Here is a 23,551-nt window from a genome sequence, read left to right on the forward strand (position 1 = left end):
GGTTTTTGAGAATCGTCGGACGGTGGCGGCAAGGCGAACAACGACAGGCCGTTCATCCACGCATTCAATCAATCAACCAACAGGATTTCATCTTGACGAAAACGCAAGCCCGCCTCGCACTCGCAGCTCTCTGGCTAGGCACCGCCGCCATCGGCGCCCAAGCCGCCGGTCTCGACAAGGACACCGGGCTGTATGTCGGCGGCGCCATCGGCCGCTCCGCCTACAGCCTGTCGTCCTCGAAGAACCACGTGCCCGTGCCATGGGGCGGCCAGAAGGCCAACAAGAGCGGCACCGCCTACAAGCTGTACGGCGGCTACCGCCTGACCGAACACTTCGGCGTGGAAGCCGGCTACGCCCGCCTCGGCCGCGTGAGCCAGTGGAGCTCGAACTACGGCGGCTCCAAACTGCAGACCGGCACCGGCCAGGTCTTCTACGCGGCCGCCACCGCCCGCATGCCACTGGGCGACGCCTTCGCCGTCAACGGCCGCCTCGGCGTGGCACGCGGACGCATCTCCGGCGACAGCAACTGGGCCCCGGCCAACCAGCGCCTCTCGGGCACCAGCACGGGCGTGATGGTCGGTGTCGGCGCCGAGTACCGCATGACGCAGAACCTCGCGATCACGGCCGACTACGACTACTTCGGCAAGTTGTCGAAGCAGGCCAAGGGCGGGATGTTCACGGTGGGCTTGAAGGCGAACTTCTAAGCCTTCGCAGCCCACGCGCCGACGCCGGCCAGGAAGCGGTCGGCGGCGCGCAGTTCGCTGGCGGCAATCCACTCGTTGGGCTGGTGGGCCTGCGCGATCGCGCCGGGCCCGCACACCAGCGATGGAATGCCGGCCTGCTGGAAAAAACCGGCCTCGGTGCCGAACGGGATCTCGCCCGGAGGCCACAGTGCGCCCCAGCGCCTGGCGGTCTGCGCGGCAGCGCCCTCACCTTCCTGCACACAGAGCGCCGGCACGCCGGCCAGCTGCGTCATCTCGACGGCCACGTCGGGCGACACACCCGCGAGCAGCCGCGCCACTTCTCCCGTCACCATCGCCGTGCTGGCCGCATCCGTCGGCCGGAACTCCCACGTCACTTCGCAACAGCCGGGGACGATGTTGATCGCCGTCCCGCCATGGATGCAGCCGACGTTGAAGGTCGTGCGGTTGCCTTGCGCGCGCAGCGCATGCCCGAAGTGCGCGAGTTGAGCGACGAGCTGAGCGGCCGGCTCAATTGCACTCACGCCCAGAGCCGGATCGCCGGAGTGGACCGGTCGGCCGCTGAAGGTGATGCGATGTCCGAAGAAACCTCGGTGGGCCAACCCCACGCGCATCTGCGTCGGCTCGCCGATGACGGCCAGTGCCGGGGTGGGCACATCGGCGCGCATCGCGGCGATCAGGCGTGGAACGCCGAAGCAGCCCACCTCCTCGTCATAGGAGAGCGCGAGATGGATCGGACGCCGCAATTCAAGGCCACGCCACGCAGGCACCGCCGCCAGGCACGCCGCGATAAAGCCCTTCATGTCGGCAGCGCCCCGTCCGTGCCACCGGCCGTCGCGCTCAACGAGCGTGAAAGGGTCCGAATCCCAGGCCTGTCCATCGACGGGCACCACGTCGGTGTGACCGGACAGCACGATGCCGCCAGCCACCTCAGGACCGATGATCGCCAGCAGGTTGGCCTTCCGGCCGTCGTCGCTGGGAATCAGCCGCGCCTTGATGCCCTGCGCCGCCAGGTAGTCGGCCACCCAGTAGATGAGGCCGAGGTTGGAGCGGTGGGAGGTCGTGTCGAATCCGACCAGGGTGCGCAGGAGTTCGACGGTGTTCATCGGTTCAGACCGCGACCTTCGCGCGCCTCGCCGGCTGCAAGGTCGTGACGAAGAAGCCGAGCAGGATCAGCGCGATGCCCGCGATGTGGAAGCCGCGCACAGGCTCCCGCAGCACGAGGAACGCCAGCAGCGCCGTGAACAGCGCGACGAGGTGGAACGACACGCCCGTCACCGTCGCCCCCAACGTCGCGACGCAGCGGCTCCACAGGATGAAGGCGAACAGCGACGCGAAGAGGCCGATGTAGAGCACCGCGCCCACCGAGGCCGCGTCCGTCGGAATGCGCGCGCCGCGTGCCAGCTCGACCACCCAGAACGGCATCAGCACCACCAGCCCGGCGGCCATGGTCGCGGCGAGGAACACCAGCGGACTGAGGGCGGCCGGCTTGCGCCGCAGAAGCACCGAGTACACGGCGTAGTTGGCAACGGCCAGCAGCACCAGCAACTCGCCGCCGCCCAACCGCAGCGCCAGCAGGTGGGCCAGCTCGCCGCGCGCCACGATCCAGGTCACGCCGAGGAACGAGATGCCGATGCCGAGCAGCGCCTTCCAGGTGATGCGCTCGACGCCGAGCACCACGGCGGCAAGCGGCACCATGAGCGGCAGCGTCGAGTTGAGGAATGCGACGCTGGTGGCCGGCACCGTCTGCAAGGCGAGGTAGCCGAGCGCGTTGTAGCCGGCGATGCCGAAGGCACCGCAGGCAGCGATCAGCCGCCAGTGCCGTGCGAGCAGCCCGCGCTCGCGCCATGCCTGCGCCCCGACGAACGGCGCGAGCACCGCCAGTGCCACGACCCAGCGGCCCACCGCCAGAGACACGGGCGGAAAGACCGGCCCGAGCGCGCGCCCCAGCACGAGGTTGCCCGCCCAGAAGGCCGGCGGCACCCAGAGCAGCCACACCGGATGCGCCCAGAGCGCCTGCAGCGATTTGCGCATGCTCACAGCCCCTGCAGCCCGATGCGCACGCGGCGGTTGGAGCGGCCCTTGTTCTCGATCTTGAGAATCCGCACCGGGCGCGAGGCACCGGTGGACGCGAGGTGCGTGCCGCCGCAGGCCTGCCGGTCGAGCCCGGCGATCTCGACGATGCGGACCAGGCCCTCGGCCGACGGCGGTGGCGCCACGGAGCGGGAGCGCAACAGCCCCTGCTCACTGTGGGCGGTGGTGACCGACACGTAGCTTGTCTCCACCGCGAGGTCCTGTGCGATCACGTCGTTCAGTTCGGGCTCGAGCGCCCGCAGGCGGTCGTTGTCGGCGCCGGGCAGATCGAAGTCGATGCGCGCGGTGCCGTCGTCGTTCATCTGCACGCCGGTGACCAAAGCGCCATCGAAGTCACGGAAGACCAGCGCGTTGAGCACGTGCAGGTCGGTGTGCAGTTCGCGCATGCGTTGCCGGAAGACCGGATCGACCTCGGTCTGGACGTCGCCCGTGATCTCGATGCGATCGGCGAGCTGTATCCAGACGAGGCCGCCCTCTTCGGAAAACCCGGTGACGGGCACGTCCCCGCCCTGCCATCGGACGATGCCGCGGTCCGGCAGCTGCCCACCGCCGCCCGGATAGAAGGGATGCTGCGAAAGCCGCACGGCGCCGGGCCGTGATTGGAGGACCTGGGCGTCCAGCCGCAGGATGTCGGAATGTTCCTGGCAGAAGAGTCGTGTCATGGGTGGCCTTGCTGATGGGTTTCAGCATGGCAGGACGACTCGAAACGCTATTGGTTGAAATTGCGCCCGCTGTTCAATCAGTCAGTCCACCCGTGCGCGCACGTACTGCAGCGGCGTCATGCCGAAGGTGCGCTTGAAGTGCTTGTTCAGCGCACTCTGGTCGTAAAAGCCCGACGTGAGCGCGGCCTCGGCCACGGACTGGCCCGCATCGAGCTGCCGCAGCGCGGCCCGCAGACGCAGCTGGGTCAGGTAGGTGTGCGGCGTCAACCCGAGCGTCCGGTGGAAGGCGCCGATCAGCTGGAAGGTCGTCAGGTCGGCCACTTGCCCCATCTGTTCGAGCGTCAGCCGTTCCGAATGGCCCTCACGCATCAGCTCGAGCACGGGCGCGAGCACGCGCGCATCCGAGGGCGCGGCCGGCACGCGGGGTCCGGCCTGTCCGTGCGCGGCGAACAGCGCGCCGAAGCTGCGCACGAGCAGCTCCTGGTGCAGCAGCGGATCAGGCTCTCCGTCGAGCGCGCGGTGCAGCGCCAGGAAGCGCGCGATGAGGTCGGGGTCGCGAAAGACGTTCGATGTGAAGTGTTGCGACTGGTCGATGCCCAGCGACGTCAACACGCCCTGGATGCCCTGCCCGGCCAGGTAGAACGACCGGTAGCGCCAGCGCGGGCTGCCGGCCATGCGGCCCGAGTGCGGCTCGCCGGGGTTGAAGACGAGCAGCGCCTGCGTGTGGGCCACATCGGTGCGACCACGGCTTCGGAACTCCGAGCCACCCGCTTCCGTGACGGCGACCACGAGGGAGTCGTGGACGTGCGGGGCGTAGTCGTGCGTCGTGAAGTCGGCATGGAGCATGTCCATGCCCGGCATGCCGGGTGCGTGCCAATACCGCGAGGTGTTGCGAGGATCGGAGCGGGCCAATGGGCCTCCTTTCGCACGAAAGGCGGCGCCACCGGTGGCCGCCGCATCAGAGGCAATTAGATCGCAAGCGGTGTGCCAGCATGCGTCGGCGTGCCGTGATGCCACACCTTCAACTTGACAATATCAATCGCGCGGCTGGCGCCGAGGGGTTGAGGTGTTCATCACGCCGCTAGACGTGGGCGAATGCCTGATCGCATGGGGCGTAGACCCGGCCCGGATCCGGGAGCTCGACTGGTGGAACGAAACGAACGTCGGTGGCATTCGGCTGACGGCGGTGCCAGCGCAGCGCCATGTGAAGCTAGCGACGCCGCTGTGGCGCTCCGACATAGTCATCCTCGTCCACGAGCGCGTCGCCTTGACGTGAATCGTAATGCCCCGGAATTCATATGCTCGCAGTACGGGCTGCCCAATTGGCGAGAAACTGAGCGATCCTGTCCTCAATTCGGCTTTCGACGGTCCTGAGACGCAGCAGAGGAATATTGCTCTTCTTCAAGATACTGTTCTTCAACGCATCCCGCTGGATCTGCTCGGGCGTGTCATGAGAGCCTCCATCGACTTCGATCACACCCAGTGGCGTCTTCCCTACTTTGAAATAAAGCACGAAGTCGCAACTGGCTCCGTTTCTCATGAACGCCAGCTCTCGCTCCGTCAGGGTCGTATTGGCTGATGAGGCCAGCTGGCTCAACGAGATCTGGCAGTGGAACATCAGCGCCCGGAGTGACGTGCGAGACATCGCCTCGCGCAGCAGTTGGGCCACGATCTGTTCCGACTTGAATCTTGAATCTGCGGGCCGCAACCTGGCGTTGAGCCGCTCCAAGGATTGGTCGTACTCCCGGTACAACAGATCGAAAGCCGAGACCACGGGGGCACGCCGGATCTGCTTCTTGTCCGCGTAGTACTCGACGTAGCGCAGCAAGGCGGCGATGGGGCCGTTGTTCGCCCCAAAGACATCGTCACCGGTCACCAGCGTGAACCTGTTCTTTGCCCTCGACACAGCCACGTTGACCATGCGAGCGTCATCCACGAAATCCAGCCGGGCCTGACTTGCCCGCTTTTTGTCCAGCACGGTGGAAAAAACGATTTCATCGCACTCTCTGCCCTGGAACTTGTGCACGGTGTCTTTCACGAAATCCTCAGGCAGGCACTCTCCCGAAAGAACGACCTGCGCCCTGAAGGGGGCGATGAAGCCCCTGCCGTCATCCCCGAGCTCCACGGGCTCCCTCTCGTAATCAAGCACCTTCAGCAGCGAATCCAATTCCCTGAGGTTGGCGTATCCCCGCGCATGGTTCCCCTTGGCGGTGACGAGCAGACTCAGGGCCTCTTCGCCGCCGTCGTGCGTCATCGGAATCAGCTCGTTCTCATAGAACTGCTGGTTGCAGAACTGAATGATTCTGGGGTGACATCTGTAGTGCTCTTTGAGCAAGGTCCTCGGTAGCGCTTGCTGGAAGACGCCAATACACGAATCGAGCAGGCTGTACCTCTCGCAATCGTATGCATCATCGGGTGCCGCCAGGCCCAGCTTCACAGGGATGTGCGCTAGCTGCTTGCGGTCGCCGACGATGACCAGATTTCTCGCGCATCCGAGTGCCAATATCCCCGGAACAATATCTTGTTGGGATGCCTCGTCGATGATCACGTAGTCAAGCATTGCCCCAGTCTTCGTCGAGTTGACGATCGAATGCGTACCGCTGCCGATGATCGGAAAACGCTTCAGAAATGCATCGAAATCATTTCGATACGTCGTCTCCTCAAACGAATTCGAGTCCGGGATATTTTCGTGAAGATGGCGCTTCAGATACCCCATCGAGCCCGCCGTTGATGCCTGGAGCAAGCTCGTGAAACTTGCGCGCTCCAAGGACTCTCGGCATACGGCCAAGGCAGCCTTCTTCTCCTTCAGCAACTTCTCGTAGTAGTGCAGCTGCAAGGCATGAAAGACGGCCCGGCGCCTTTGCTCGTTCCCAAAGGGCTTTGCTCGAAAAATCTTGAAGTTGAACAGCAGCTCGATCCTGTCTTTGAATCCGACGCGCCGCTGCGCAAGATGAGATAGATAGGCCATCAGGTCCGCCGTCTTTCGCGGGGACAAGCCATACTTCTCCAAGGACGCAGGAGCCGGCATGCCATTCTCCTGTTGCCACTGCAAGAGATGACGTTGCTCCACGCGCAACTCATCAATCTCGGCGCGGAGTTGTGCAGCCATGTTCTGGGCGCGCAGATGCTGCTTTAAGGTCGTCAGAGTCGCTTGCAGCGCCTCCATCGTCGGCGCGACTTCAGGCTCGCCCTTCGGCAAGGCGGGAATGTCGGCGAAAAAAGCTTTTCGGTTGTCCTTGCTCCCCAATCGGGCAACCAGGTAGTCCAGACCGCTTTTTTGCAGCTTCTCATAGACATTCTTCACCGCCGCATTGTTGTTGGACAGCACCGCGACCGTTTCACCGCGTAGAAGAACATTGGCGATGATGTTCAAGATCGTCTGCGTCTTGCCGGTTCCGGGCGGCCCTTCAATCAAGCTGACCTGCGCATTGAAAGCCTGCTCGACCGCCATGAGCTGGCTTTCATTGACACCAAAGGGATAGATCAACGGCCCTGGGGGACCTCGTCCAGCATTGGTCCCTGTGCAATAGGCATGCAACGCAGTACCGGGACGATCAGGCAGTTTCCCCAGCTGGCGCACGACATTGCTTGCAATCGTCTGGTCTTCCGGCTTCGCTCTGCCCATCCTGGACTCCGCCACGGAAACGAAGTAACGGAATATCGGGCCTCCCTTCATCCCTGCTTGTGAGACGAACTCGATGCCATCCAGCTTTCGGACGTAGGTCTTGGGGCGCCCGGGATACTGGATGACGGCGTACTTGTCGCCATAGATCACGGCCTTGTCGAGGACCTCGACGACCGAGCTGCCTTTTTCTCTAAGAAGGGGCTCGCTCAGTTCGCGGGTGGGATCGATCCTGCAGTCACTGAGCGGGCGCGCGAATTTCTTGTTGGAAAGAAAGTGGCAGGTCAGCTCCAAAACTTCCCGCTGTTCGCTCCAACGAATTGTCCAGTCTCTGATTTGCCGAGTTCTGTCTTCGCCACAGACATAGATGGAAACCAGAGGCATCGCCTACCTCCTCGTACTCACTCCCACTCGATCGTCGCTGGCGGCTTGCTCGACACGTCGTAGGTCACGCGGTTGATGCCGCGCACCTCGTTGATGATGCGGCCTGACACTTTTTTGAGCAGCGCGTACGGCAGCTCGGCCCAGTCGGCGGTCATGAAGTCGCTGGTCTGCACGGCGCGCAGTGCGACGACGTAGTCGTAGGTGCGGCCGTCGCCCATCACGCCCACGCTCTTCACGGGCAGGAACACGGTGAAGGCTTGGCTCGTGAGGTCGTACCAGCTTTTGCCGGTTTCGTCCTTGAAGTTGCGCAGTTCCTCGATGAAGATCGCGTCGGCGCGGCGCAGCAGGTCGGCGTATTCCTTCTTCACTTCGCCCAGGATGCGCACGCCCAGGCCCGGGCCGGGGAACGGATGGCGATACACCATCTCGGGCGGCAGGCCGAGGGCCACGCCGAGTTCGCGCACTTCGTCCTTGAACAGGTCGCGCAGCGGTTCAAGCAGCTTGAGGCCGAGCTGTTCGGGCAGGCCGCCCACGTTGTGGTGGCTCTTGATGGTGACGGCCTTCTTGCTCTTGGCACCGCCCGACTCGATGACGTCGGGGTAGATCGTGCCTTGTGCGAGGAAGGTGGCGCCCTTGTGGCCGCCGTCGCCCGCCTTGAGCTTGGCGGCCTCCTGCTTGAACACGGTGACGAATTCGCCGCCGATGATCTTGCGCTTGGCTTCGGGGTCGCTCACGCCGGCGAGCTTGCCCAGGAACAGGTCGCTGGCATCGACGCGAATGACCTTCGCGTGCAGCTTGCCTTCGAACATCTCCATGACCATGTCGCCTTCGTTCAGGCGCAGCAGGCCGTGGTCGACGAACACGCAGGTCAGTTGGTCGCCGATGGCGCGGTGGATGAGCGCGGCAGCCACGCTCGAATCGACACCGCCCGACAGGCCGAGGATGACTTCTTCGTCGCCCACCTGTTCGCGGATCTTCTGCACGGCTTCGGCGATGTGGTCGCGCATGACCCAGTCGGGCTTGGCTTCGCAGATGCCGAGCACGAAGCGATCGATGATGGCCTTGCCCTGCACGGTGTGCGTGACTTCGGGGTGGAACTGCAGCGCGTAGTAGCGGCGCGCCTCGTCGGCCATGCCGGCGATGGGGCAGCTGTCGGTGCTGGCCATGAGCTTGAAGCCGGGCGGCAGCTCGGTGACCTTGTCGCCATGGCTCATCCACACGTTGAGCATGCCGTGGCCTTCGGGCGTGGTGAAGTCGGCGATGTCTTTCAGCAGCGCGGTGTGGCCATGGGCGCGCACGGCCGCGAAACCGAACTCGCGCTTGTGGCCGCCTTCGACCTTGCCGCCGAGCTGGTGGGCCATGGTCTGCATGCCGTAGCAGATGCCGAGCACGGGAATGCCGAGGTCGAACACGGCTTGCGGGCACTTGTCGGTGGTCTCTTCGTACACGCTGGCGTGGCTGCCCGAGAGGATCACGCCCTTGAGGTGGCCGTCGGCCGCGTACTCGCGCACCCATTCGTCGGTGACGTCGCAGGGATGCACTTCGCTGAGCACGTGGGCTTCGCGCACGCGGCGTGCGATGAGCTGGGTGACTTGCGAGCCGAAGTCGAGAATGAGGATCTTGTCGTGTTGCATGGCGAAAGGACTCAGAGCGTTGAAATGTCGAACAGCTTGACGCCCGCTTGGGGCGCGGCCTTGATCAGGTGCTCGTCGAAGGTGGCGAGCGGAAGGTTGAGCGACTTGGCGAGCCAGAGATAGCCCGCATCGTAGAGCGAGACGCCCGCGTCGATGGCGACGGCGAGCACGGCCTTGTGCTGGGCCGGTGCGAGGTCGTGCAGCTCCACGCGGTGGCGGATGGCGTCGAGCACGCTCCACAGGCCTTCGACGGCCGACGCCGGAATACGGCCGCTGCGCACGCCGTTGGCGAGGATGTTGGCGCACTCCCATTGCCAGGCATTGGGCGCCTGTGGCTCGACCTCGTCGCGCCGGATGGCGGCGTAGAGCCTGCGGGTGTGTTCGCTGGCCTGGTCGGGCAGCAGCCAGGCGGCGGTGACCGAGGCGTCCATGACGAAGGCGGTCATGGCTGGCGTCCTTCGTTCAGAAGCTCGCGGATCGTGGGGCCGGGCTGGATGGTGGCGTGCAGCGCGTCGATCTGCCCGAGCTCGCGGGCGATCTGCTCGTCGGTGATGACGGGCTTGCGCCGCACCGGCAGCATGCGCACGACTTCCTTGCCGTGGCGGGTGATGCGAACCTCTTCGCCCTTTTCGACCGAGTCGATCAGGGCCGAGAAGTTGTTCTTGGCTTCAGCGATACCGATGGATTGCATTTGGGCCAGAAATTTTGAATCTGGCCCAAATTCTAAACCGAGTCTGGCCTGACTTTCAAGGTCTGGCCAGAATCGGCTTATTCTGCGCGGTAGTTCGGCGCTTCCTTGGTGATCTGCACGTCGTGGACGTGGCTCTCACGGATGCCGGCCGTAGTGATCTCAACGAACTCGGCCTTGTTCTGCATGTCCTCGATGGTCGCGCAGCCGCAGTAGCCCATGCTGGCACGCACGCCGCCGGCCATCTGGTAGACGATGGAGACGATCGAGCCCTTGTAGGGCACGCGGCCTTCGATGCCTTCGGGCACGAGCTTGTCGGTGTTGGGGTTGCCGGTGGTCGATTCCTGGAAGTACCGGTCGGCACTGCCTTGCTGCATCGCACCGATGGAGCCCATGCCACGGTAGCTCTTGTAGCTGCGGCCCTGGTACAGCACGATTTCGCCCGGCGCCTCTTCGGTGCCCGCGAACATGCTGCCCATCATGACGGTGCTGGCACCGGCGGCAATCGCCTTGGCGATGTCGCCCGAGTAGCGCACGCCGCCGTCGGAAATCAGCGGAATGCCCGTGCCGTGCAGTGCGGTGGCCACGCTGTCGACCGCCATGATCTGCGGCACACCCACGCCGGCCACGATGCGGGTGGTGCAGATGGAGCCCGGGCCGATGCCGACCTTGACCGCGTCGGCGCCGACGTCGGCCAGTGCACGCGCCGCGTCGCCGGTGGCGATGTTGCCGCCGATGACGTCGACCTGCGGGTAGTTCTTCTTGACCCAGCGCACGCGCTCGATCACGCCGGCGCTGTGGCCGTGGGCGGTGTCGACCACGATGGCGTCGACGCCGGCCTTCACGAGGGCTTCGACGCGCTCTTCGGTGCCGTCACCCACGCCGACCGCCGCGCCCACGCGCAGGCGGCCACTGGCGTCGCGTGCGGCGTTGGGGAAGCTGGTCTGCTTCGTGATGTCCTTGACAGTGATGAGGCCCTTGAGCTCCCAGTCGCTGTTGATGACGAGCAGGCGCTCGAGCTTGTGCTTGTTCAGCAGCGCCTTGGCTTCGGCCAGCGTGGTGCCGTCGGGCACGGTGATGAGCCGGTCGCGCTGCGTCATGATTTCGCTGACGGGCACGTCGTAACGGTTCTCGAAGCGCAGGTCGCGCCCCGTGACGATGCCGACGACCTTGCCGGCGTCGATCACCGGGAAACCCGAGATGCCGAGCTGGTCGGACAGTGCCATCACCTGGCGCACAGAGTGCGTCGGCGTGATCACCACCGGGTCTCGCAAAACACCCGACTCATAGCGCTTCACACGGGCCACTTCGGCGGCCTGTTGTTGCGCGGTGAGGTTCTTGTGCACGATCCCGATGCCGCCTTCCTGCGCGATGGCGATCGCGAGGCGGGCTTCAGTCACGGTGTCCATGGCCGCAGAAACGAGCGGCAGGTTCAACGTGATGTTGCGGGAGAACTTGGTGGCGAGGGACGTGTCCTTGGGCAGGACTTGGGAGAATGCTGGCACCAACAACACGTCGTCGAAGGTGAGCGCTTTGCCTAGAAGGCGCATGGGTGAGGCTCCAAAAGACGGATTGTAACGAGGGCTCCGCCCGCTTCGCCGGCGCGGGTTTTTTCTGACCGTTGCAAAAGCGCCCACTACGGATGTTGCCAAACGTAAGGCAAAGCTAAACTCCGCGCATGAATTTCCTGCATTGGCTGGTATTGGGTTGCGCGTGCGCGCTGCCGCTCTCGGCGAGCGCGCAATGGCAATGGGTCGACAACAACGGCAAGAAGGTCTTCAGCGACCAGCCGCCGCCCACCGACATCCCCGAGAAAAACATCCTGCGTCGCGCCGGCCCTTCGCCGTCGGCCCGGGCGCCCGCCCCGGTCACGCCGCCCCCCGAGGGAAGCACCGACGCGGCCGCGACCCCCAAGGCCGCAGCGCCCAAGCCCTCGGGCGTGGACAAGGAACTCGAAGAAAAGACCAAGAAGGCCGAGGCCGAGCAGAAGGCCAAGGAAGCGGCCGAAGCGGCGAAGATCGCCAAGGCCAAGACCGAGAGTTGCGCCCGCGCACGCGAAGGCAAAGCCACGATCGACAGTGGCATCCGCCTTGCCAAGGTCAACGCCAAGGGCGAGCGCGAAATCATGGACGACGCTGCGCGCGCAGCCGAGCAGAAGCGGGTTCAGTCGGTCATCGACAGCGACTGCAAGTAAGCCAGCGTCGGCAGCGGCTCAGTAGCCGTCCTTGCCACCCTTGCGCTTGTTCGCGAACAGGCCCGTGCCACGCGCACCCTGACGCTGGAAGCGTTCACGGCGCGCCACCTTCGGATCGACCGTGAGCGGCCGGCACAGCTCGAGGCGGTCACCATCCTTCAGCGGTTGCTCCCACGTTACCGCGCGGCCCCAGACACCGGGCGTCATCGTGTGCCGCCAGTCCAGATCAGGAAAGCGCTGTGTGAGATCGCTGGCCTTCACCGCCTCGCTCACCGCGGTGCCGGGCGCGAGCTGCAGGACCTGCTCGAACACCTCGCGCGCCGCCGGCGCACAGCTCAGCGTGACCTCGATGCGGCGATCGGCCATCAGCCTTCGCCGTAGACCTGTTCGGCGCGCTTGACGAAGGCCTCGACCAAGCTCGATGCGATGGTGTCGAACACCGGCCCCACCATGGCCTGCAGCGCAAAGTTGGCGAAGCCGTAGCTCATCTGCAGCTCGACGCGGCAGGCGCGTTCGCCTTGCTCGCCCACGGGATGGAATTTCCAGGTGCCGTCGAGGTTGGAGAACGGCCCGTCGACCAGCTTCAGCTGAACCTCGCGACCCGGGATGTGGGTGTTGCGGGTGGTGAAACTCTGGTGCAACCCGGCAAAGGCCAGGCCGACTTCGGCGGTCATGCCGCCTTCGTCCTGCTCGATGACGCGCGACTTGTCGCACCAAGGCAAAAACTGCGGGTACTTCGCCACATCGGTGACGAGCGCGTACATTTCTTCGGCGCTGTACCAGATGAGGACGGACTTGTGGACTGTTTTCATAGAATCGGCACCGCGTGCGCGACGGATTGTATTGAAGCCATGCGCCCCCAACTTCTCGAGCCATGGCCACCAAGAAACAAGACACCTCCTCCCGCATCGCCGACAACAAGAAGGCCGCCTACAACTATTTCTTCGAAGAACGCTTCGAGGCCGGCATGGTCCTCGAAGGTTGGGAGGTCAAATCGCTGCGCGAAGGCAAGGTGCAGCTGACCGACGGCTACGTGGTGATCCGCGACGGCGAGCTGTTCGTCGTGGGCCTGCAGATCAACCCGCTCAAGAGCGCCTCGACGCACGTCAATCCTGACTCGATCCGCACCAAGAAGTTGCTGCTGCACAAGGAAGAGATCAAGCGCCTCGTCGGCAAGGTCGAACAAAAGGGCTACACGCTGGTGCCGCTCAATTTGCACTGGAAGGCCGGCAAGGTGAAGTGCGACATCGCGCTGGCCAAGGGCAAGGCCGAGCACGACAAGCGCGACACCATCAAGGACCGCGAAGGCAAGCGCGAAGTCGAGCGCGCCATGAAGAGCCGCAACCGCTGATCCTTCTTTTTTTGCGCGGCATGGAATAAAACGCGCTCTGCGGGCGTTTGTGCGGTGTCATCGGTCGTCGATGCCATCAACCCAGGAGTCTTTCCATGTCGCCTCTTCGTATTGCCTCCGTCGGCATCGCCGCCGCACTGCTCGCCCTCCCTGCGTTCGCCCAACCCAAGGCCGCCGATGGCGCGCTGGTCGGTGCGAACGGCATGACGCTCTACACCTTCGACAAGGACACGGCCGGCAACGGCAGGTCGGCCTGCAACGGCGGCTGCGCCACCAACTGGCCGCCCTTCATGGCTGCCGACGGCGACAAGCCGAGCGGCGACTTCACCATCGTCACGCGCGACGACGGCAAGAAGCAATGGGCCGCCAAGGGCTGGCCGCTGTACTACTGGGTGAAGGACACCAAGCCGGGCGACAAGACCGGCGACGGCGTCAACGGCACCTGGAAAACCGCCAAGCCCTGATACGGACAGGCTCCCGGCCCACCCATGGACGCCCGCCTGCTGGTCGACCACATCCCGAGCCTGCGCCGCTATGCGCGCGCGCTCACGGGCAATGCCTGGGCGGCCGACGACCTGGTGCAGGACACGCTCGAGCGCGCCTGCAGCAAGTGGCGGCTCTGGAGGGTGGGCAGCGACCTGCGCGCCTGGCTCTTCACGGTCATGCACAACCTCTTCGCCAGCCAGGTGCGGCGCCGGCCGCCGCCGCATGCGGTCGTGCCGCTGGACGACGTGGCACCTGAGCTGCTGCAGGGCACCGATCCGGGCCGCGACCCGGGCCTCGGACTCGACCTGCAGCGCTGCCTGATGCAATTGCCCGAAGATCAACGCGCCGTGCTGCTGCTGGTGACGCTCGAAGACCTGTCCTATGCCGAAGTCGCGAAGGTGCTCGGCATTCCGATCGGCACCGTGATGTCGCGCCTCTCGCGGGCTCGCCTTCGCCTGCAGGAGCTGATGGACGGCGCCGCCGCGCCCAGCCGGCCCGGCCTGCGCCGCCTCAAGTGACGTGAAACACACCCCGCCATGAACCGCCCCGCCCTGCCCCCTACCGACGACGAGCTGCACGCCTGGGTCGACGGCCAGTTGCCGCCGGAACGCCGTGAAACGGTCGAGGATGCGATCGCACACGATCCTGCCGTCGCGGCCCGCGTGGCGGCCTGGCATGCCCAGCGCGATGCGCTGCGTCGCCTGCATGGCGGTCTGCTCGACGAACCCGTGCCTGCGCCGCTGATGGGCGTGCTTGAACGGCATCGTGCCGAGACCGGTCGCTCTGCCCCCTGGCTGCGATGGAGCGGCATGGCCGCCGGCCTGCTGATCGCGTTCGCGGCCGGCTGGCTCGGCAATGCCCAGTGGTCGGGCGCGCCGCGCGCCTCCGGGGCCGCCTTGGCACGCGCACCGGCCGTCCGCGAGTTCGTGCGCGACGCCTCGGTGGCCCACGTCGTCTACACGCCCGAAAAACGGCACCCCGTCGAAGTCGCCGCCGCCGAGCAGCAGCACCTGGTGCAGTGGCTGTCCAAGCGCCTCGACCACCCGCTCAAGGTGCCCGACCTGTCCTCGCTCGGCTACACGCTGGTCGGCGGGCGCTTGTTGCCCGGCGAAACCGGCGCGCGCGCGCAGTTCATGTTCGAAGACGCGGCGGGCGAACGCATCACGCTCTATATCGGCACGCTCGACGCGCAGGCCGCGGACGCCGCTGCATCGCGCGAAACCGCCTTCCGCTTCGCCTCGGACGGCGCCGTGCCGAGCTTTTACTGGGTCGACCGGGGTTTCGGCTATGCCGTGGCCGGTCGCCTGCCGCGCGATGCGCTGTTGAGACTCGCGACCCTGGCCTACCGCGAGTTATCGTAGCGACGGCATAAACTGCCGGTTCGCGCATTCACCTGGCTTGTTTTCGCGATTGATTTTTCAACTGAAGGAGAAACTGCATGAAATTGCTCAGCGCCTCGATCCTCGCAGCGGCTCTGCTCGCCGGCTGCGGCGGCATGTCCACCAAGACCGCTGGAGCGCCCGACACGCCCACCCGCACCGCCGACGGCGTGCTGGTCGGCCCGAACGGCATGACGCTCTACACCTTCGCCCGTGACACCGCCAATGCCGGCACCTCGGCCTGCAACGCCCAATGCGCCGCCAACTGGCCCCCGCTCGGCGTGGCCGATGCCGCCAAGCCCATGGGCGGCTACACCATCGTCGTGCGTGAAGACGGCAAGAAGCAGTGGGCCTACAAGGGCTGGCCGCTGTACTACTGGGCCAAGGACACCAAAGCCGGTGACAAGACCGGCGACGGCGTGGCCAACGGTGCCTGGAAAGTCGCCCGTCCCTGATGCCGCTGAAGTGATGGCGTCGGTCTGAACCGGCGCTTTCAGCGACCCAAGCCTCGGCATCCGCCGGGGCTTTTTTATGGGCGCACACGGCAGAATGACCTGATGACTTTTGCCGACACCCACCCGGATGCCTTCCAGGCGCTCCTGTCCCACGGCCTCATCACCGACGCGCAACACGACGCCGCGCTCGCGCACCCCGAGGCCCCCGCGCTGCCGCCGATTCCCGGCCCCGCGCATGCACTGGCCTGGATGCGCCTCAAGAACCTGATCACCGAGGAAGAAGTCGATGCCGCCGTGGAGCGCCTCGAAGACGCATCCCCAGCGGTCGCGGCGTTCACCGAAGCGGAAGACATCGCCTACGACGCAGACGACCTGCTGGACCTCGGCACGACCGGCATCACGCACGAGGCCGTGGTCGCGCTGTTCAACGAAGGACTGATCGACACCGAGACCCGCGACCTGGCGCTGAGTGCCGCGCCCCTCACCGGCGCGCCCGCCGCCCTGGGGCCCACGCTGGGCTGGCTGGTGACCGACGGTCTGCTCGATACGGAACCGTTCGAGGCGCTCCGCGCCCGTATCGCCGCCGAGCCAGCCTTTGCGACGGCAGCCGACCATCGGCGCATCCTCGACGAGGCTCAGGCGATCGTCGCCGCCGACGAGCAGGAGACCGCCGACATGCTCAAAGAGTTCGCGCGCAGCCAACAAGCCAGCTGGCGCAATTTCGGAATGATCGTGGTGGCCGTCGTGATCGTGATCGGCTGGTACCTCTTCGGCCACTGAGGGCCAGCGGAGGGTCAGTGCGCGCCCGGCAGCGCGCTGTCCGCCAGCGTGGTGCGGCGCGCGCGCAGCGCGAGCAACTCGTTGAACACCAGCGCCCCGATCACGAGCACGCCGCCCGTCAGCACGCTGGCCGCAGGCGTCTCGCCGGCGCCGAGCCAGGCCAGCGCGATGCCGAAGATCACCTCGAGCAACGCCAGCAGCGCCACCTCGGGCGCCTTGAGCACTTGCGCGCACAGCACCGAGAGCACGCAGGGAATCGCCAGTTGAAAGACGCCCAGAAAGGCGAGCAGTCCCAGGTCATGCAGGCCGGCACGGAATGGCCAGGCCAACGGCAAGGTGACGAGCGCGGAGAGGGTCGCACCAATCAGCACCGCGGGCACGAGGTCGACCTCCTGCCCCTTGGCGTGCGCATGCTGGACCACGGTCCATTGGGTCGCGCCGGCCAGCGGCACGCACAGTGCCACCAGCGTGCCGACGAGCGACCCGCCGCCGCCCAGCAGCTGCGTGCCGTACATCCAGCCGATGCCCAGCCCGGCGACCACGATGGCCGACCAGGTGCGAACGGGCAACCTGTGCCCGATGAAGAAGCGCGCAGCGAGTGCAGTGAAGAGCGGCCCGAGCGACATCGTGACCAGCACGCTCGCGGTCGAGGTCAACGTCAGCGCCACCATGAAGGCCGTGAACATCACGGCCCAGCAGACGCCCGAGATCCAGAGCGACTGCCCGCCGCGGCGCAGTTGCGAGAACACCGCACGCCCCCGCCAAAGCGGCAAGATCACCAGCAGCGCCAGCATCGTGAAGAAGCTGCGCCAGAAGGTGATCTCGAAACTGTGCGCCTGCGCCAGGTGCCGGGTGACGACGCCCGCCGTGCCCCACATGAGGGTCACGACGGCCATCAGCCCGACTGCGGCGCCGTGCGTCAGGCGCATGGCCGATCGAAGGCGATCAGCCGTTCGACGTGTCGCGGCCGGCGCGCTTGCGGTCGCTTTCCTTCAGGAAACGCTTGCGCAGGCGCACGCTCTTGGGCGTGATTTCGACCAGCTCGTCGTCCTCGATGAACTCGACGCCGTATTCCAGCGTGAGGTCGATCGGGGGCGTGATCTTGATCGCGTCTTCCTTGCCGCTCACGCGGAAGTTGGTCAGCTGCTTGGTGCGCGTGGCGTTCACCACGAGGTCGTTGTCGCGGCTGTGGATGCCGACGATCATGCCTTCGTACACCGGATCGTTCGCCTTCACGAACATGCGGCCGCGGTCGTCCAGCTTGCCCAGCGCGTAGGTGAAGATTTCACCGTCGTCCATCGAGATCAGCACGCCGTTCTTGCGGCTGCCGATCTCGCCCTTGTGGGCTTCGTAGCTGTCGAAGATGTTGCTGATGAGGCCCGAGCCGCGCGTCAGGTTCAGGAATTCGTTCGTGAAGCCGATCAGGCCACGCGCCGGAATGCGGTACTCCAGGCGCACGCGACCGCGGCCGTCCGGTTCCATGTTGACCAGCTCGCCCTTGCGTTCGCCCAGTGCCTGCATCACGCCGCCCTGGTGGCCTTCTTCGATGTCGGCCGTGACCAATTCGATGGGCTCGTGCTTCTCGCCGTTCACGGTGCGGAACACCACGCGCGGCTTCGACACGGCCATTTCATAGCCTTCGCGGCGCATGTTTTCCAGCAGGATGGTCAGGTGCAGTTCGCCGCGGCCCATGACTTCGAAGATGCCTTCTTCGTCGGTCTCGCTCACGCGCAGTGCCACGTTGTGCTGCAGTTCCTTTTGCAGGCGGTCCCAGATCTGGCGGCTGGTGACGAACTTGCCTTCGCGGCCGGCCAGCGGGCTGGTGTTCACGCAGAAGTTCATGGTCAGGGTCGGTTCGTCGACCTTGAGCATGGGCAGCGGCGCAGGCTTGTCCTTGTCGGTCACGGTGACGCCGATGCCGATGTCGGTGATGCCGTTGATCAGCACGATTTCGCCGGGGCCGGCTTCGGTCGATTGCACGCGGTCCAGGCCCTGGAAGGTCAGCACCTGGTTGACGCGACCCTTGACGGTCTTGCCGTCCGGACCTTCCATGACCAGCACGTCGGTCATGGGCTTGAGCGTGCCCTGGCTGATGCGGCCCACGCCGATGCGACCGACGAAGGTCGAGAAGTCGAGGGCGGAAATCTGCAGCTGCAGCGGCGCGTTCGGGTCACCCTTTTGCGACGGCACGTGCTTCAGGATGGTGTTGAACAGGGCCGACATGTCGGGGCCCCACTGCTCACCGGCTGCGCCTTCTTCGAGCGACGACCAGCCGTTGATGCCCGAGGCGTACACCACGGGGAAGTCGAGCTGTTCGTCGGTCGCGCCGAGCTTGTCGAACAGGTCGAAAGCGGCGTTGACGACCTTGTCGGGGTTGGCGCCCGGCTTGTCGACCTTGTTCACGACCAGGATCGGCTTCAGGCCCAGGGCCAGTGCCTTCTTGGTCACGAAACGCGTCTGGGGCATCGGGCCTTCCTGCGCGTCGATCAGCAGCACCACGCCGTCGACCATCGACAGCGCGCGTTCCACTTCACCGCCGAAGTCCGCGTGGCCCGGGGTGTCGACGATGTTGATGTGCGTGCCTTCCCAGGTCACGGCGCAGTTCTTGGCCAGGATCGTGATGCCACGTTCCTTTTCGATGGCGTTGTTGTCCATCACCGTGTCGACGACCTTCTCGTGTTCGGCGAAGGTGCCCGACTGGCGCAGCAGCTGGTCGACCATGGTGGTCTTGCCATGGTCCACGTGGGCAATGATGGCGATATTGCGGATTTGCTTGGTACTCATGGTGTCGCTTCGGTCTGTGGTGCGTTCAAAAGAATTTGCTGAATTTCGATGGGGTTCAGCAAGCGCCCCGGGATCAGTTCGCCGGCGCTCACATGGGCGGTGCCCAGGAACGCCTGCGGGTCGGTGCCGAACACGGCCACCGCTTCGGCATCGGCCCAGCCGCCACGGCGGCGCAGGCCCGAAAGAAAACGTGCCGCATCTTCGGCGGCGAGCGTGACGCGGCTGTGGCCCTCGACCAGCGCTTCGGCAGGCAACAGGCGTGCCAGGCGCTCGTCTTCGGTCATGGCTTCGAGCGCCTCGATCGTGACGCACTGCGCCTCGCCGAAACCGCCCGTCGCCGTGCGGCGCAGGAACGTCAGGTGCGCGCCGCAGCCCAGCGCCTCGCCGATGTCCTCGCCGAGGGTGCGAATGTAGGTGCCCTTGCTCACGCTTGCAACAATGCGGATGCTGTCGTCGTCCAACCGCGTCAGCGTGAGCTGGTGAATGACGACGTCGCGCGGCGCGCGCTCGATCTCGATGCCTTCGCGGGCGTACTCGTACAGCGCCTTGCCGTCTTTCTTGAGCGCACTGTGCATCGGCGGCACCTGGCGGATCGGGCCTGTAAACAGCGCTTCGACGCGGGCCAGGTCTTCTGGCGACACCTGCACCGGGCGTTCGGCGATCACCTCGCCCTCGGCGTCACCGGTGGACGTCTTGACGCCCAGGCGCGCAATCGCCTCGTACGTCTTGTCGGCGTCGAGGTGCAGTTGGCTGAATTTGGTGGCGGCGCCGAAACACAGCGGCAGCACGCCTGTGGCGAGCGGATCGAGCGTGCCGGTATGGCCCGCTTTTTCGGCGCGCAGCAACCACTTGGCCTTTTGCAAGGCTTGGTTGCTGGAAAACCCCAGCGGCTTGTCGAGCAGCAACACCCCATGCACAGGGCGCCGCTGCACCCGTGTGCGTGGCGCGTTCATCGCTATTCGTCTTTCGAACGCGAAGCAACGGCCTGTGCGATCAGCGCATTCATGTCGGCCGCACGCTCGGTGGTGCGGTCGAACAGGAAGTGCAGCGTCGGCACGGTGTGGATATGCAGGCGCTTGAACAGGCCGTTGCGCAGGAAGCCTGCGGCCTGGTTCAGCGCTTCGGTGGTCTCGGCCACGTCGCCTGTGAGCAGGCTGAAGAAGATCTTCGCGTGCGCATAGTCAGGCGTGACCTCGACCGCCTGGATCGTGACCATGCCCACGCGCGGGTCCTTCAACTCGCGCGCGATCAGTTCCGTCAGATCGCGCTGGATCTGGTCGGCAACCTTGAACGCGCGGTTGGGGGCGGCAGCTTTTCTTTTCGGCATGGACTCTCTCGCTTCGAACGCTTACAGCGTCCGGGCGATTTCCTTGATCTCGAAGAATTCGAGCTGATCGCCTTCCTTGATGTCGTTGTAGTTCTTGAGCTTGATACCGCACTCAAAACCTTCGCGGACTTCGCGGACATCGTCCTTCATGCGCTTGATCGAATCGACTTCGCCGGTGTAGATCACCACGTTGTCGCGCAGCAGGCGGAAATGCGCGCTGCGGTTGACCGAGCCCGAAGTGACGTACGAGCCGGCCACAGTGCCGATCTTCGAGGCCACGAACACCGTGCGGATCTCGGCCGAGCCGATGATCTCTTCGCGGCGCTCCGGCGCCAGCATGCCCGACATCGCAACCTTGATCTCGTCGACGGCGTCGTAAATGATGCTGTAGTAGTTCAGCTGCACGCCGTTGCCTTCGGCCAGCTTGCGCGCACCGGAATCGGCCCGCACATTGAAGCCGATGACCACAGCCTTCGACGCGATCGCGAGGTTGATGTCGCTTTCGCTGATGCCGCCGACGCCGGCGTACACGATCTGCACCTTGACCTCTTCGGTCGCCAGCTTGAGCAGCGACTGGGCCAGTGCTTCCTGCGAGCCTTGCACGTCGGCCTTGATGATCAGGCGCAGCGTCTGCACTTCGCCCGCCGACAGGTCGGTGAACATGTTCTGCAGGTTCGCGGCTTGCGCCTTCGCCAGCTTGGTGTTGCGGAACTTGCCCGCACGGTAGGTCGCGATTTCGCGCGCACGGCGCTCGTCGGCCATCACCATGAACTCGTCGCCCGCTTGCGGCACTTCGGTCAGACCCTGGATCTCGACCGGGATCGACGGACCCGCCGACTTGATGGACTTGCCGTTTTCGTCCAGCATGGCGCGCACGCGGCCATAGGTCGAACCCGCCAACACCACGTCGCCGGTCTTGAGCGTACCGGACTGGATCAGCACGGTGGCCACGGGGCCGCGGCCCTTGTCCAGCTGCGCTTCGATGACCAGACCCTTGGCGGCGGCATCCACCGGCGCCTTGAGTTCCAGCACTTCGGCTTGCAGCAGCACCTGTTCGAGCAGGTCGTCGATGCCCTGGCCGGTCTTGGCCGACACCGGCACGAACGGCACGTCGCCGCCGTACTCTTCAGGCACGACCTCTTCGGCCACCAGTTCCTGCTTCACGCGGTCCAGGTTGGCGTCGGGCTTGTCCACCTTGTTGATCGCAACCACGATCGGCACACCGGCCGCTTTCGCGTGCTTGATGGCTTCCTTGGTCTGGGGCATGACGCCGTCGTCGGCCGCCACCACCAGGATCACGATGTCGGTGGCCTGCGCACCGCGGGCACGCATGGCGGTGAACGCCTCGTGACCCGGGGTGTCGAGGAACGACACCATGCCGCGTTCGGTTTCGACGTGGTAGGCACCAATGTGCTGCGTGATGCCGCCGGCTTCGCCCGCAGCGACCTTGGCGCGGCGGATGTAGTCCAGCAGCGAGGTCTTGCCGTGGTCGACGTGACCCATGACGGTCACGACCGGTGCGCGCGGCAGGGCTTCCGCCGTTTGCGCCGACACGTCCTCGTCGGTGAAGGCTTCGGGGTCGTCCAGCGCGGCAACCACCGCGTTGTGGCCCATTTCCTCCACGATGATCATCGCGGTGTCCTGGTCGAGCGACTGGTTGATGGTCGCCATCATGCCCAGCTTCATCAGCTGCTTGATGACTTCCTGTGCCTTCACGGCCATCTTGTGCGCGAGCTCGGCGACCGTGATGGTCTCGGGCACGTGTACTTCCAGAATGCGAGCCTCGACCGGTGCGGCCGGTGCGTGCTGCTCGTCGTGACCGCCACGGTCGTTGCCGCGACGGCCGCGCGGGCCTCCGCGCCAGTTGCCGCGACTGACACCCCCGCTGGCATCGCCGCGGGTCTTGATTTCCTTCTTCTTGGCAGGATCGCCGGCCCAGCTCGACGAGAGCTTGGCGGACTTGACTTCCTTGCCTGCACCGGCTGCGCCGGGTGCTGCTGCAGCGCCTGCCGCGGCAGGCGCGCCAGGACGTGCGGGCGGCGTGGCCGGCTTGTGCAGCGTGCCCTTGACTGCCGACTTTTCAGGCTGCGGCTTCTCGGGCGCCTTGTGCGGCACCAGCACGCGGGCCGGTGCATTCATCATGGCGCGGATGGCCTCGGCTTCGGCGAGGGCCTTGCGGCGACGCTCGTCGAGGTCCTTGGCGCGGGCAGCTTCTTCGTCGGCACGGGCCTTCGATTCGGCGGCGGCCTTGGCCTTGGCGTCTTCCTTGGCTTGCGTGGCGGCGTTCTGTGCAGCCAGCTTGGTGTCGGCCGCCTGCTTTTCGGCAGCGGCAGCGGTTTCTGCAGCAGCGGCAGCGGCGGCAACGGCGGCCGGTGCGGCCGGGGCAGCCACCGGCTGCTTCGCAGCTTCCTTGGCCGATGCGGCAGCGACTTCAGCGGCCTTCTTCTCGGCGTTGAGACGTGCAGCTTCCTGCTCGGCCTGTTCAGCGCGCTCGGCCTTTTCGGTCTGCTCGCGTTCGCGGGCTTCGGTTTCTTCGCGCTGACGACGCTTCTCTGCCAGCTCTTCTTCCTGGCGACGGATCAGCTCGGCCTGGCGGCGTGCGTCTTCCTCGCGACGGGCCAGTTCGGCTTCGTCGATGTGAGGCGCGCTCGGCGCCGTTTCGGCCGCCTGCTGCTGCGAGCCTTCGGCCGTGGCCGGATGACCCTCATCGCGCTGGATGAAGGTGCGCTTCTTGCGCACCTCGACCTGGATGGTGCGGGCGCGGCCGGTGGCGTCGGCCTGCTTGATCTCGCTGGTCGACTTCTTGGTCAGCGTGATCTTCTTGCGCTCGGGCTCGGTCGTGCCGTGGCTGGCCTTCAGGAAACCGAGCAAGCGCTGCTTGTCGGCCTCCGTGAGTGCATCGGTGGCGGCCGCTTTGGGCACGCCTGCGCTCTTGAGCTGGTCAAGCAAGGTTTCGGGAGTCTTCTTGAGCTCGTTCGCGAACTCGGCGACAGTGGTACTGGACATATTG

General features: G+C 65.5%; 25 protein-coding genes. 9 read left to right on the forward strand and 16 right to left on the reverse strand.

The genetic code is table 11. From position 1 onward, the window contains the following. Positions 1-92 precede the first annotated feature (92 nt). Positions 93-704: a porin family protein gene (locus CY658_RS18880; protein WP_180838986.1), complete on the forward strand. Its 612-nt coding sequence runs from the start codon at positions 93-95 to the stop codon at positions 702-704. Here the strand turns inward: CY658_RS18880 and argE are convergent. From argE to CY658_RS18900, 4 genes are all read right to left on the reverse strand, one after another. Continuing rightward, the gene (argE, locus tag CY658_RS18885) at positions 701-1,807 is read right to left on the reverse strand and encodes an acetylornithine deacetylase (RefSeq protein ID WP_101491661.1); all 1,107 of its coding nucleotides are present in this window, start codon (positions 1,805-1,807) and stop codon (positions 701-703) included. The genes CY658_RS18880 and argE overlap by 4 nt on opposite strands. 4 nt (positions 1,808-1,811) lie before the next feature. Then, positions 1,812-2,735 (reverse strand): DMT family transporter, encoded by a 924-nt coding sequence (locus CY658_RS18890; protein WP_101491662.1) that lies wholly within the window; start codon positions 2,733-2,735, stop codon positions 1,812-1,814. 2 nt (positions 2,736-2,737) lie between these two features. Beyond that, positions 2,738-3,457 (reverse strand): alanyl-tRNA editing protein, encoded by a 720-nt coding sequence (locus CY658_RS18895; protein ID WP_101491663.1) that lies wholly within the window; start codon positions 3,455-3,457, stop codon positions 2,738-2,740. An 81-nt stretch (positions 3,458-3,538) separates the two neighbouring features. After that, positions 3,539-4,369 (reverse strand): AraC family transcriptional regulator, encoded by an 831-nt coding sequence (locus tag CY658_RS18900; protein WP_308217214.1) that lies wholly within the window; start codon positions 4,367-4,369, stop codon positions 3,539-3,541. A gap of 154 nt (positions 4,370-4,523) precedes the next feature. Between CY658_RS18900 and CY658_RS18905 the strand changes: the two genes are divergently transcribed. Beyond that, on the forward strand, positions 4,524-4,733 hold the full coding sequence (locus tag CY658_RS18905) for an MBL fold metallo-hydrolase (protein WP_101491665.1): 210 nt from the start codon (positions 4,524-4,526) through the stop codon (positions 4,731-4,733). Between the two features lie 18 nt (positions 4,734-4,751). Here the strand turns inward: CY658_RS18905 and CY658_RS18910 are convergent, their stop codons facing one another. The 5 genes from CY658_RS18910 to guaB all read right to left on the reverse strand — a co-directional run bounded on the left by CY658_RS18910 (position 4,752) and on the right by guaB (position 11,335). Further along, the gene (locus tag CY658_RS18910) at positions 4,752-7,463 is read right to left on the reverse strand and encodes an AAA domain-containing protein (RefSeq protein ID WP_257884924.1); all 2,712 of its coding nucleotides are present in this window, start codon (positions 7,461-7,463) and stop codon (positions 4,752-4,754) included. A 17-nt stretch (positions 7,464-7,480) separates the two neighbouring features. Beyond that, complete coding sequence (guaA, locus tag CY658_RS18915; protein WP_099789265.1) at positions 7,481-9,097, reverse strand: glutamine-hydrolyzing GMP synthase; 1,617 nt, start codon at positions 9,095-9,097, stop codon at positions 7,481-7,483. 11 nt (positions 9,098-9,108) lie between these two features. Beyond that, positions 9,109-9,543 (reverse strand): type II toxin-antitoxin system VapC family toxin, encoded by a 435-nt coding sequence (locus CY658_RS18920; RefSeq protein ID WP_180838987.1) that lies wholly within the window; start codon positions 9,541-9,543, stop codon positions 9,109-9,111. Continuing rightward, on the reverse strand, positions 9,540-9,788 hold the full coding sequence (locus CY658_RS18925; RefSeq protein ID WP_101491666.1) for a type II toxin-antitoxin system Phd/YefM family antitoxin: 249 nt from the start codon (positions 9,786-9,788) through the stop codon (positions 9,540-9,542). The genes CY658_RS18920 and CY658_RS18925 overlap by 4 nt, the downstream gene beginning before the upstream one ends. Before the next feature lie 77 nt (positions 9,789-9,865). After that, on the reverse strand, positions 9,866-11,335 hold the full coding sequence (gene guaB / locus CY658_RS18930; protein WP_099789269.1) for an IMP dehydrogenase: 1,470 nt from the start codon (positions 11,333-11,335) through the stop codon (positions 9,866-9,868). A 128-nt stretch (positions 11,336-11,463) separates the two neighbouring features. On the opposite strand from guaB, the gene CY658_RS18935 reads away from it, so the two are divergent. Next, complete coding sequence (locus CY658_RS18935; protein ID WP_101491667.1) at positions 11,464-11,979, forward strand: DUF4124 domain-containing protein; 516 nt, start codon at positions 11,464-11,466, stop codon at positions 11,977-11,979. 18 nt (positions 11,980-11,997) lie between these two features. Here the strand turns inward: CY658_RS18935 and CY658_RS18940 are convergent, their stop codons facing one another. Together CY658_RS18940 and CY658_RS18945 are read right to left on the reverse strand one after the other, a co-directional pair. Beyond that, positions 11,998-12,345 carry an RnfH family protein gene (locus CY658_RS18940; protein WP_101491668.1) on the reverse strand — a complete coding sequence of 116 codons (348 nt, stop codon included), beginning with the start codon at positions 12,343-12,345 and terminating at the stop codon, positions 11,998-12,000. Next, positions 12,345-12,791 carry a type II toxin-antitoxin system RatA family toxin gene (locus tag CY658_RS18945; protein WP_101491669.1) on the reverse strand — a complete coding sequence of 149 codons (447 nt, stop codon included), beginning with the start codon at positions 12,789-12,791 and terminating at the stop codon, positions 12,345-12,347. The genes CY658_RS18940 and CY658_RS18945 overlap by 1 nt, the downstream gene beginning before the upstream one ends. A 62-nt stretch (positions 12,792-12,853) precedes the next feature. Between CY658_RS18945 and smpB the strand changes: the two genes are divergently transcribed. From smpB to CY658_RS18975, 6 genes are all read left to right on the forward strand, one after another. Further along, on the forward strand, positions 12,854-13,330 hold the full coding sequence (smpB, locus tag CY658_RS18950; protein WP_101491670.1) for an SsrA-binding protein SmpB: 477 nt from the start codon (positions 12,854-12,856) through the stop codon (positions 13,328-13,330). A gap of 95 nt (positions 13,331-13,425) precedes the next feature. Then, positions 13,426-13,794, forward strand: coding sequence for a COG4315 family predicted lipoprotein (locus CY658_RS18955; RefSeq protein ID WP_101491671.1), 369 nt, complete (start codon positions 13,426-13,428; stop codon positions 13,792-13,794). A 24-nt stretch (positions 13,795-13,818) separates the two neighbouring features. After that, entirely contained in the window at positions 13,819-14,334 is a 516-nt protein-coding gene (locus CY658_RS18960; protein WP_101491672.1) for an RNA polymerase sigma factor, read from the forward strand. An 18-nt stretch (positions 14,335-14,352) separates the two neighbouring features. Then, on the forward strand, positions 14,353-15,177 hold the full coding sequence (locus CY658_RS18965; protein ID WP_101491673.1) for an anti-sigma factor family protein: 825 nt from the start codon (positions 14,353-14,355) through the stop codon (positions 15,175-15,177). Between the two features lie 77 nt (positions 15,178-15,254). After that, entirely contained in the window at positions 15,255-15,650 is a 396-nt protein-coding gene (locus CY658_RS18970) for a COG4315 family predicted lipoprotein (RefSeq protein ID WP_101491674.1), read from the forward strand. A 102-nt stretch (positions 15,651-15,752) separates the two neighbouring features. Beyond that, complete coding sequence (locus CY658_RS18975; protein WP_101491675.1) at positions 15,753-16,430, forward strand: hypothetical protein; 678 nt, start codon at positions 15,753-15,755, stop codon at positions 16,428-16,430. A 14-nt stretch (positions 16,431-16,444) separates the two neighbouring features. On the opposite strand, the gene CY658_RS18980 is transcribed toward CY658_RS18975, so the two are convergent. Genes CY658_RS18980 through infB form a run of 5 tightly spaced genes read right to left on the reverse strand, consistent with a single transcriptional unit; the run spans position 16,445 to position 23,547 of the window. Then, a complete protein-coding gene (locus CY658_RS18980; protein ID WP_101491676.1) occupies positions 16,445-17,359 on the reverse strand; it encodes a DMT family transporter in 915 nt (304 codons plus the stop codon). A 16-nt stretch (positions 17,360-17,375) separates the two neighbouring features. After that, a complete protein-coding gene (gene typA / locus CY658_RS18985) occupies positions 17,376-19,214 on the reverse strand; it encodes a translational GTPase TypA (protein WP_099789291.1) in 1,839 nt (612 codons plus the stop codon). Next, positions 19,211-20,167: a tRNA pseudouridine(55) synthase TruB gene (gene truB / locus CY658_RS18990; protein WP_101491677.1), complete on the reverse strand. Its 957-nt coding sequence runs from the start codon at positions 20,165-20,167 to the stop codon at positions 19,211-19,213. Before truB ends, typA begins: the two co-directional genes overlap by 4 nt. A 2-nt stretch (positions 20,168-20,169) precedes the next feature. Then, the gene (rbfA, locus tag CY658_RS18995; protein ID WP_101491678.1) at positions 20,170-20,541 is read right to left on the reverse strand and encodes a 30S ribosome-binding factor RbfA; all 372 of its coding nucleotides are present in this window, start codon (positions 20,539-20,541) and stop codon (positions 20,170-20,172) included. A gap of 21 nt (positions 20,542-20,562) precedes the next feature. Continuing rightward, positions 20,563-23,547, reverse strand: coding sequence for a translation initiation factor IF-2 (gene infB / locus CY658_RS19000; protein WP_101491679.1), 2,985 nt, complete (start codon positions 23,545-23,547; stop codon positions 20,563-20,565). Positions 23,548-23,551: the final 4 nt, after the last annotated feature.

The sequence above is a fragment of the Variovorax sp. RO1 genome, assembly GCF_002849325.1.
Taxonomy (GTDB): domain Bacteria; phylum Pseudomonadota; class Gammaproteobacteria; order Burkholderiales; family Burkholderiaceae_C; genus Variovorax.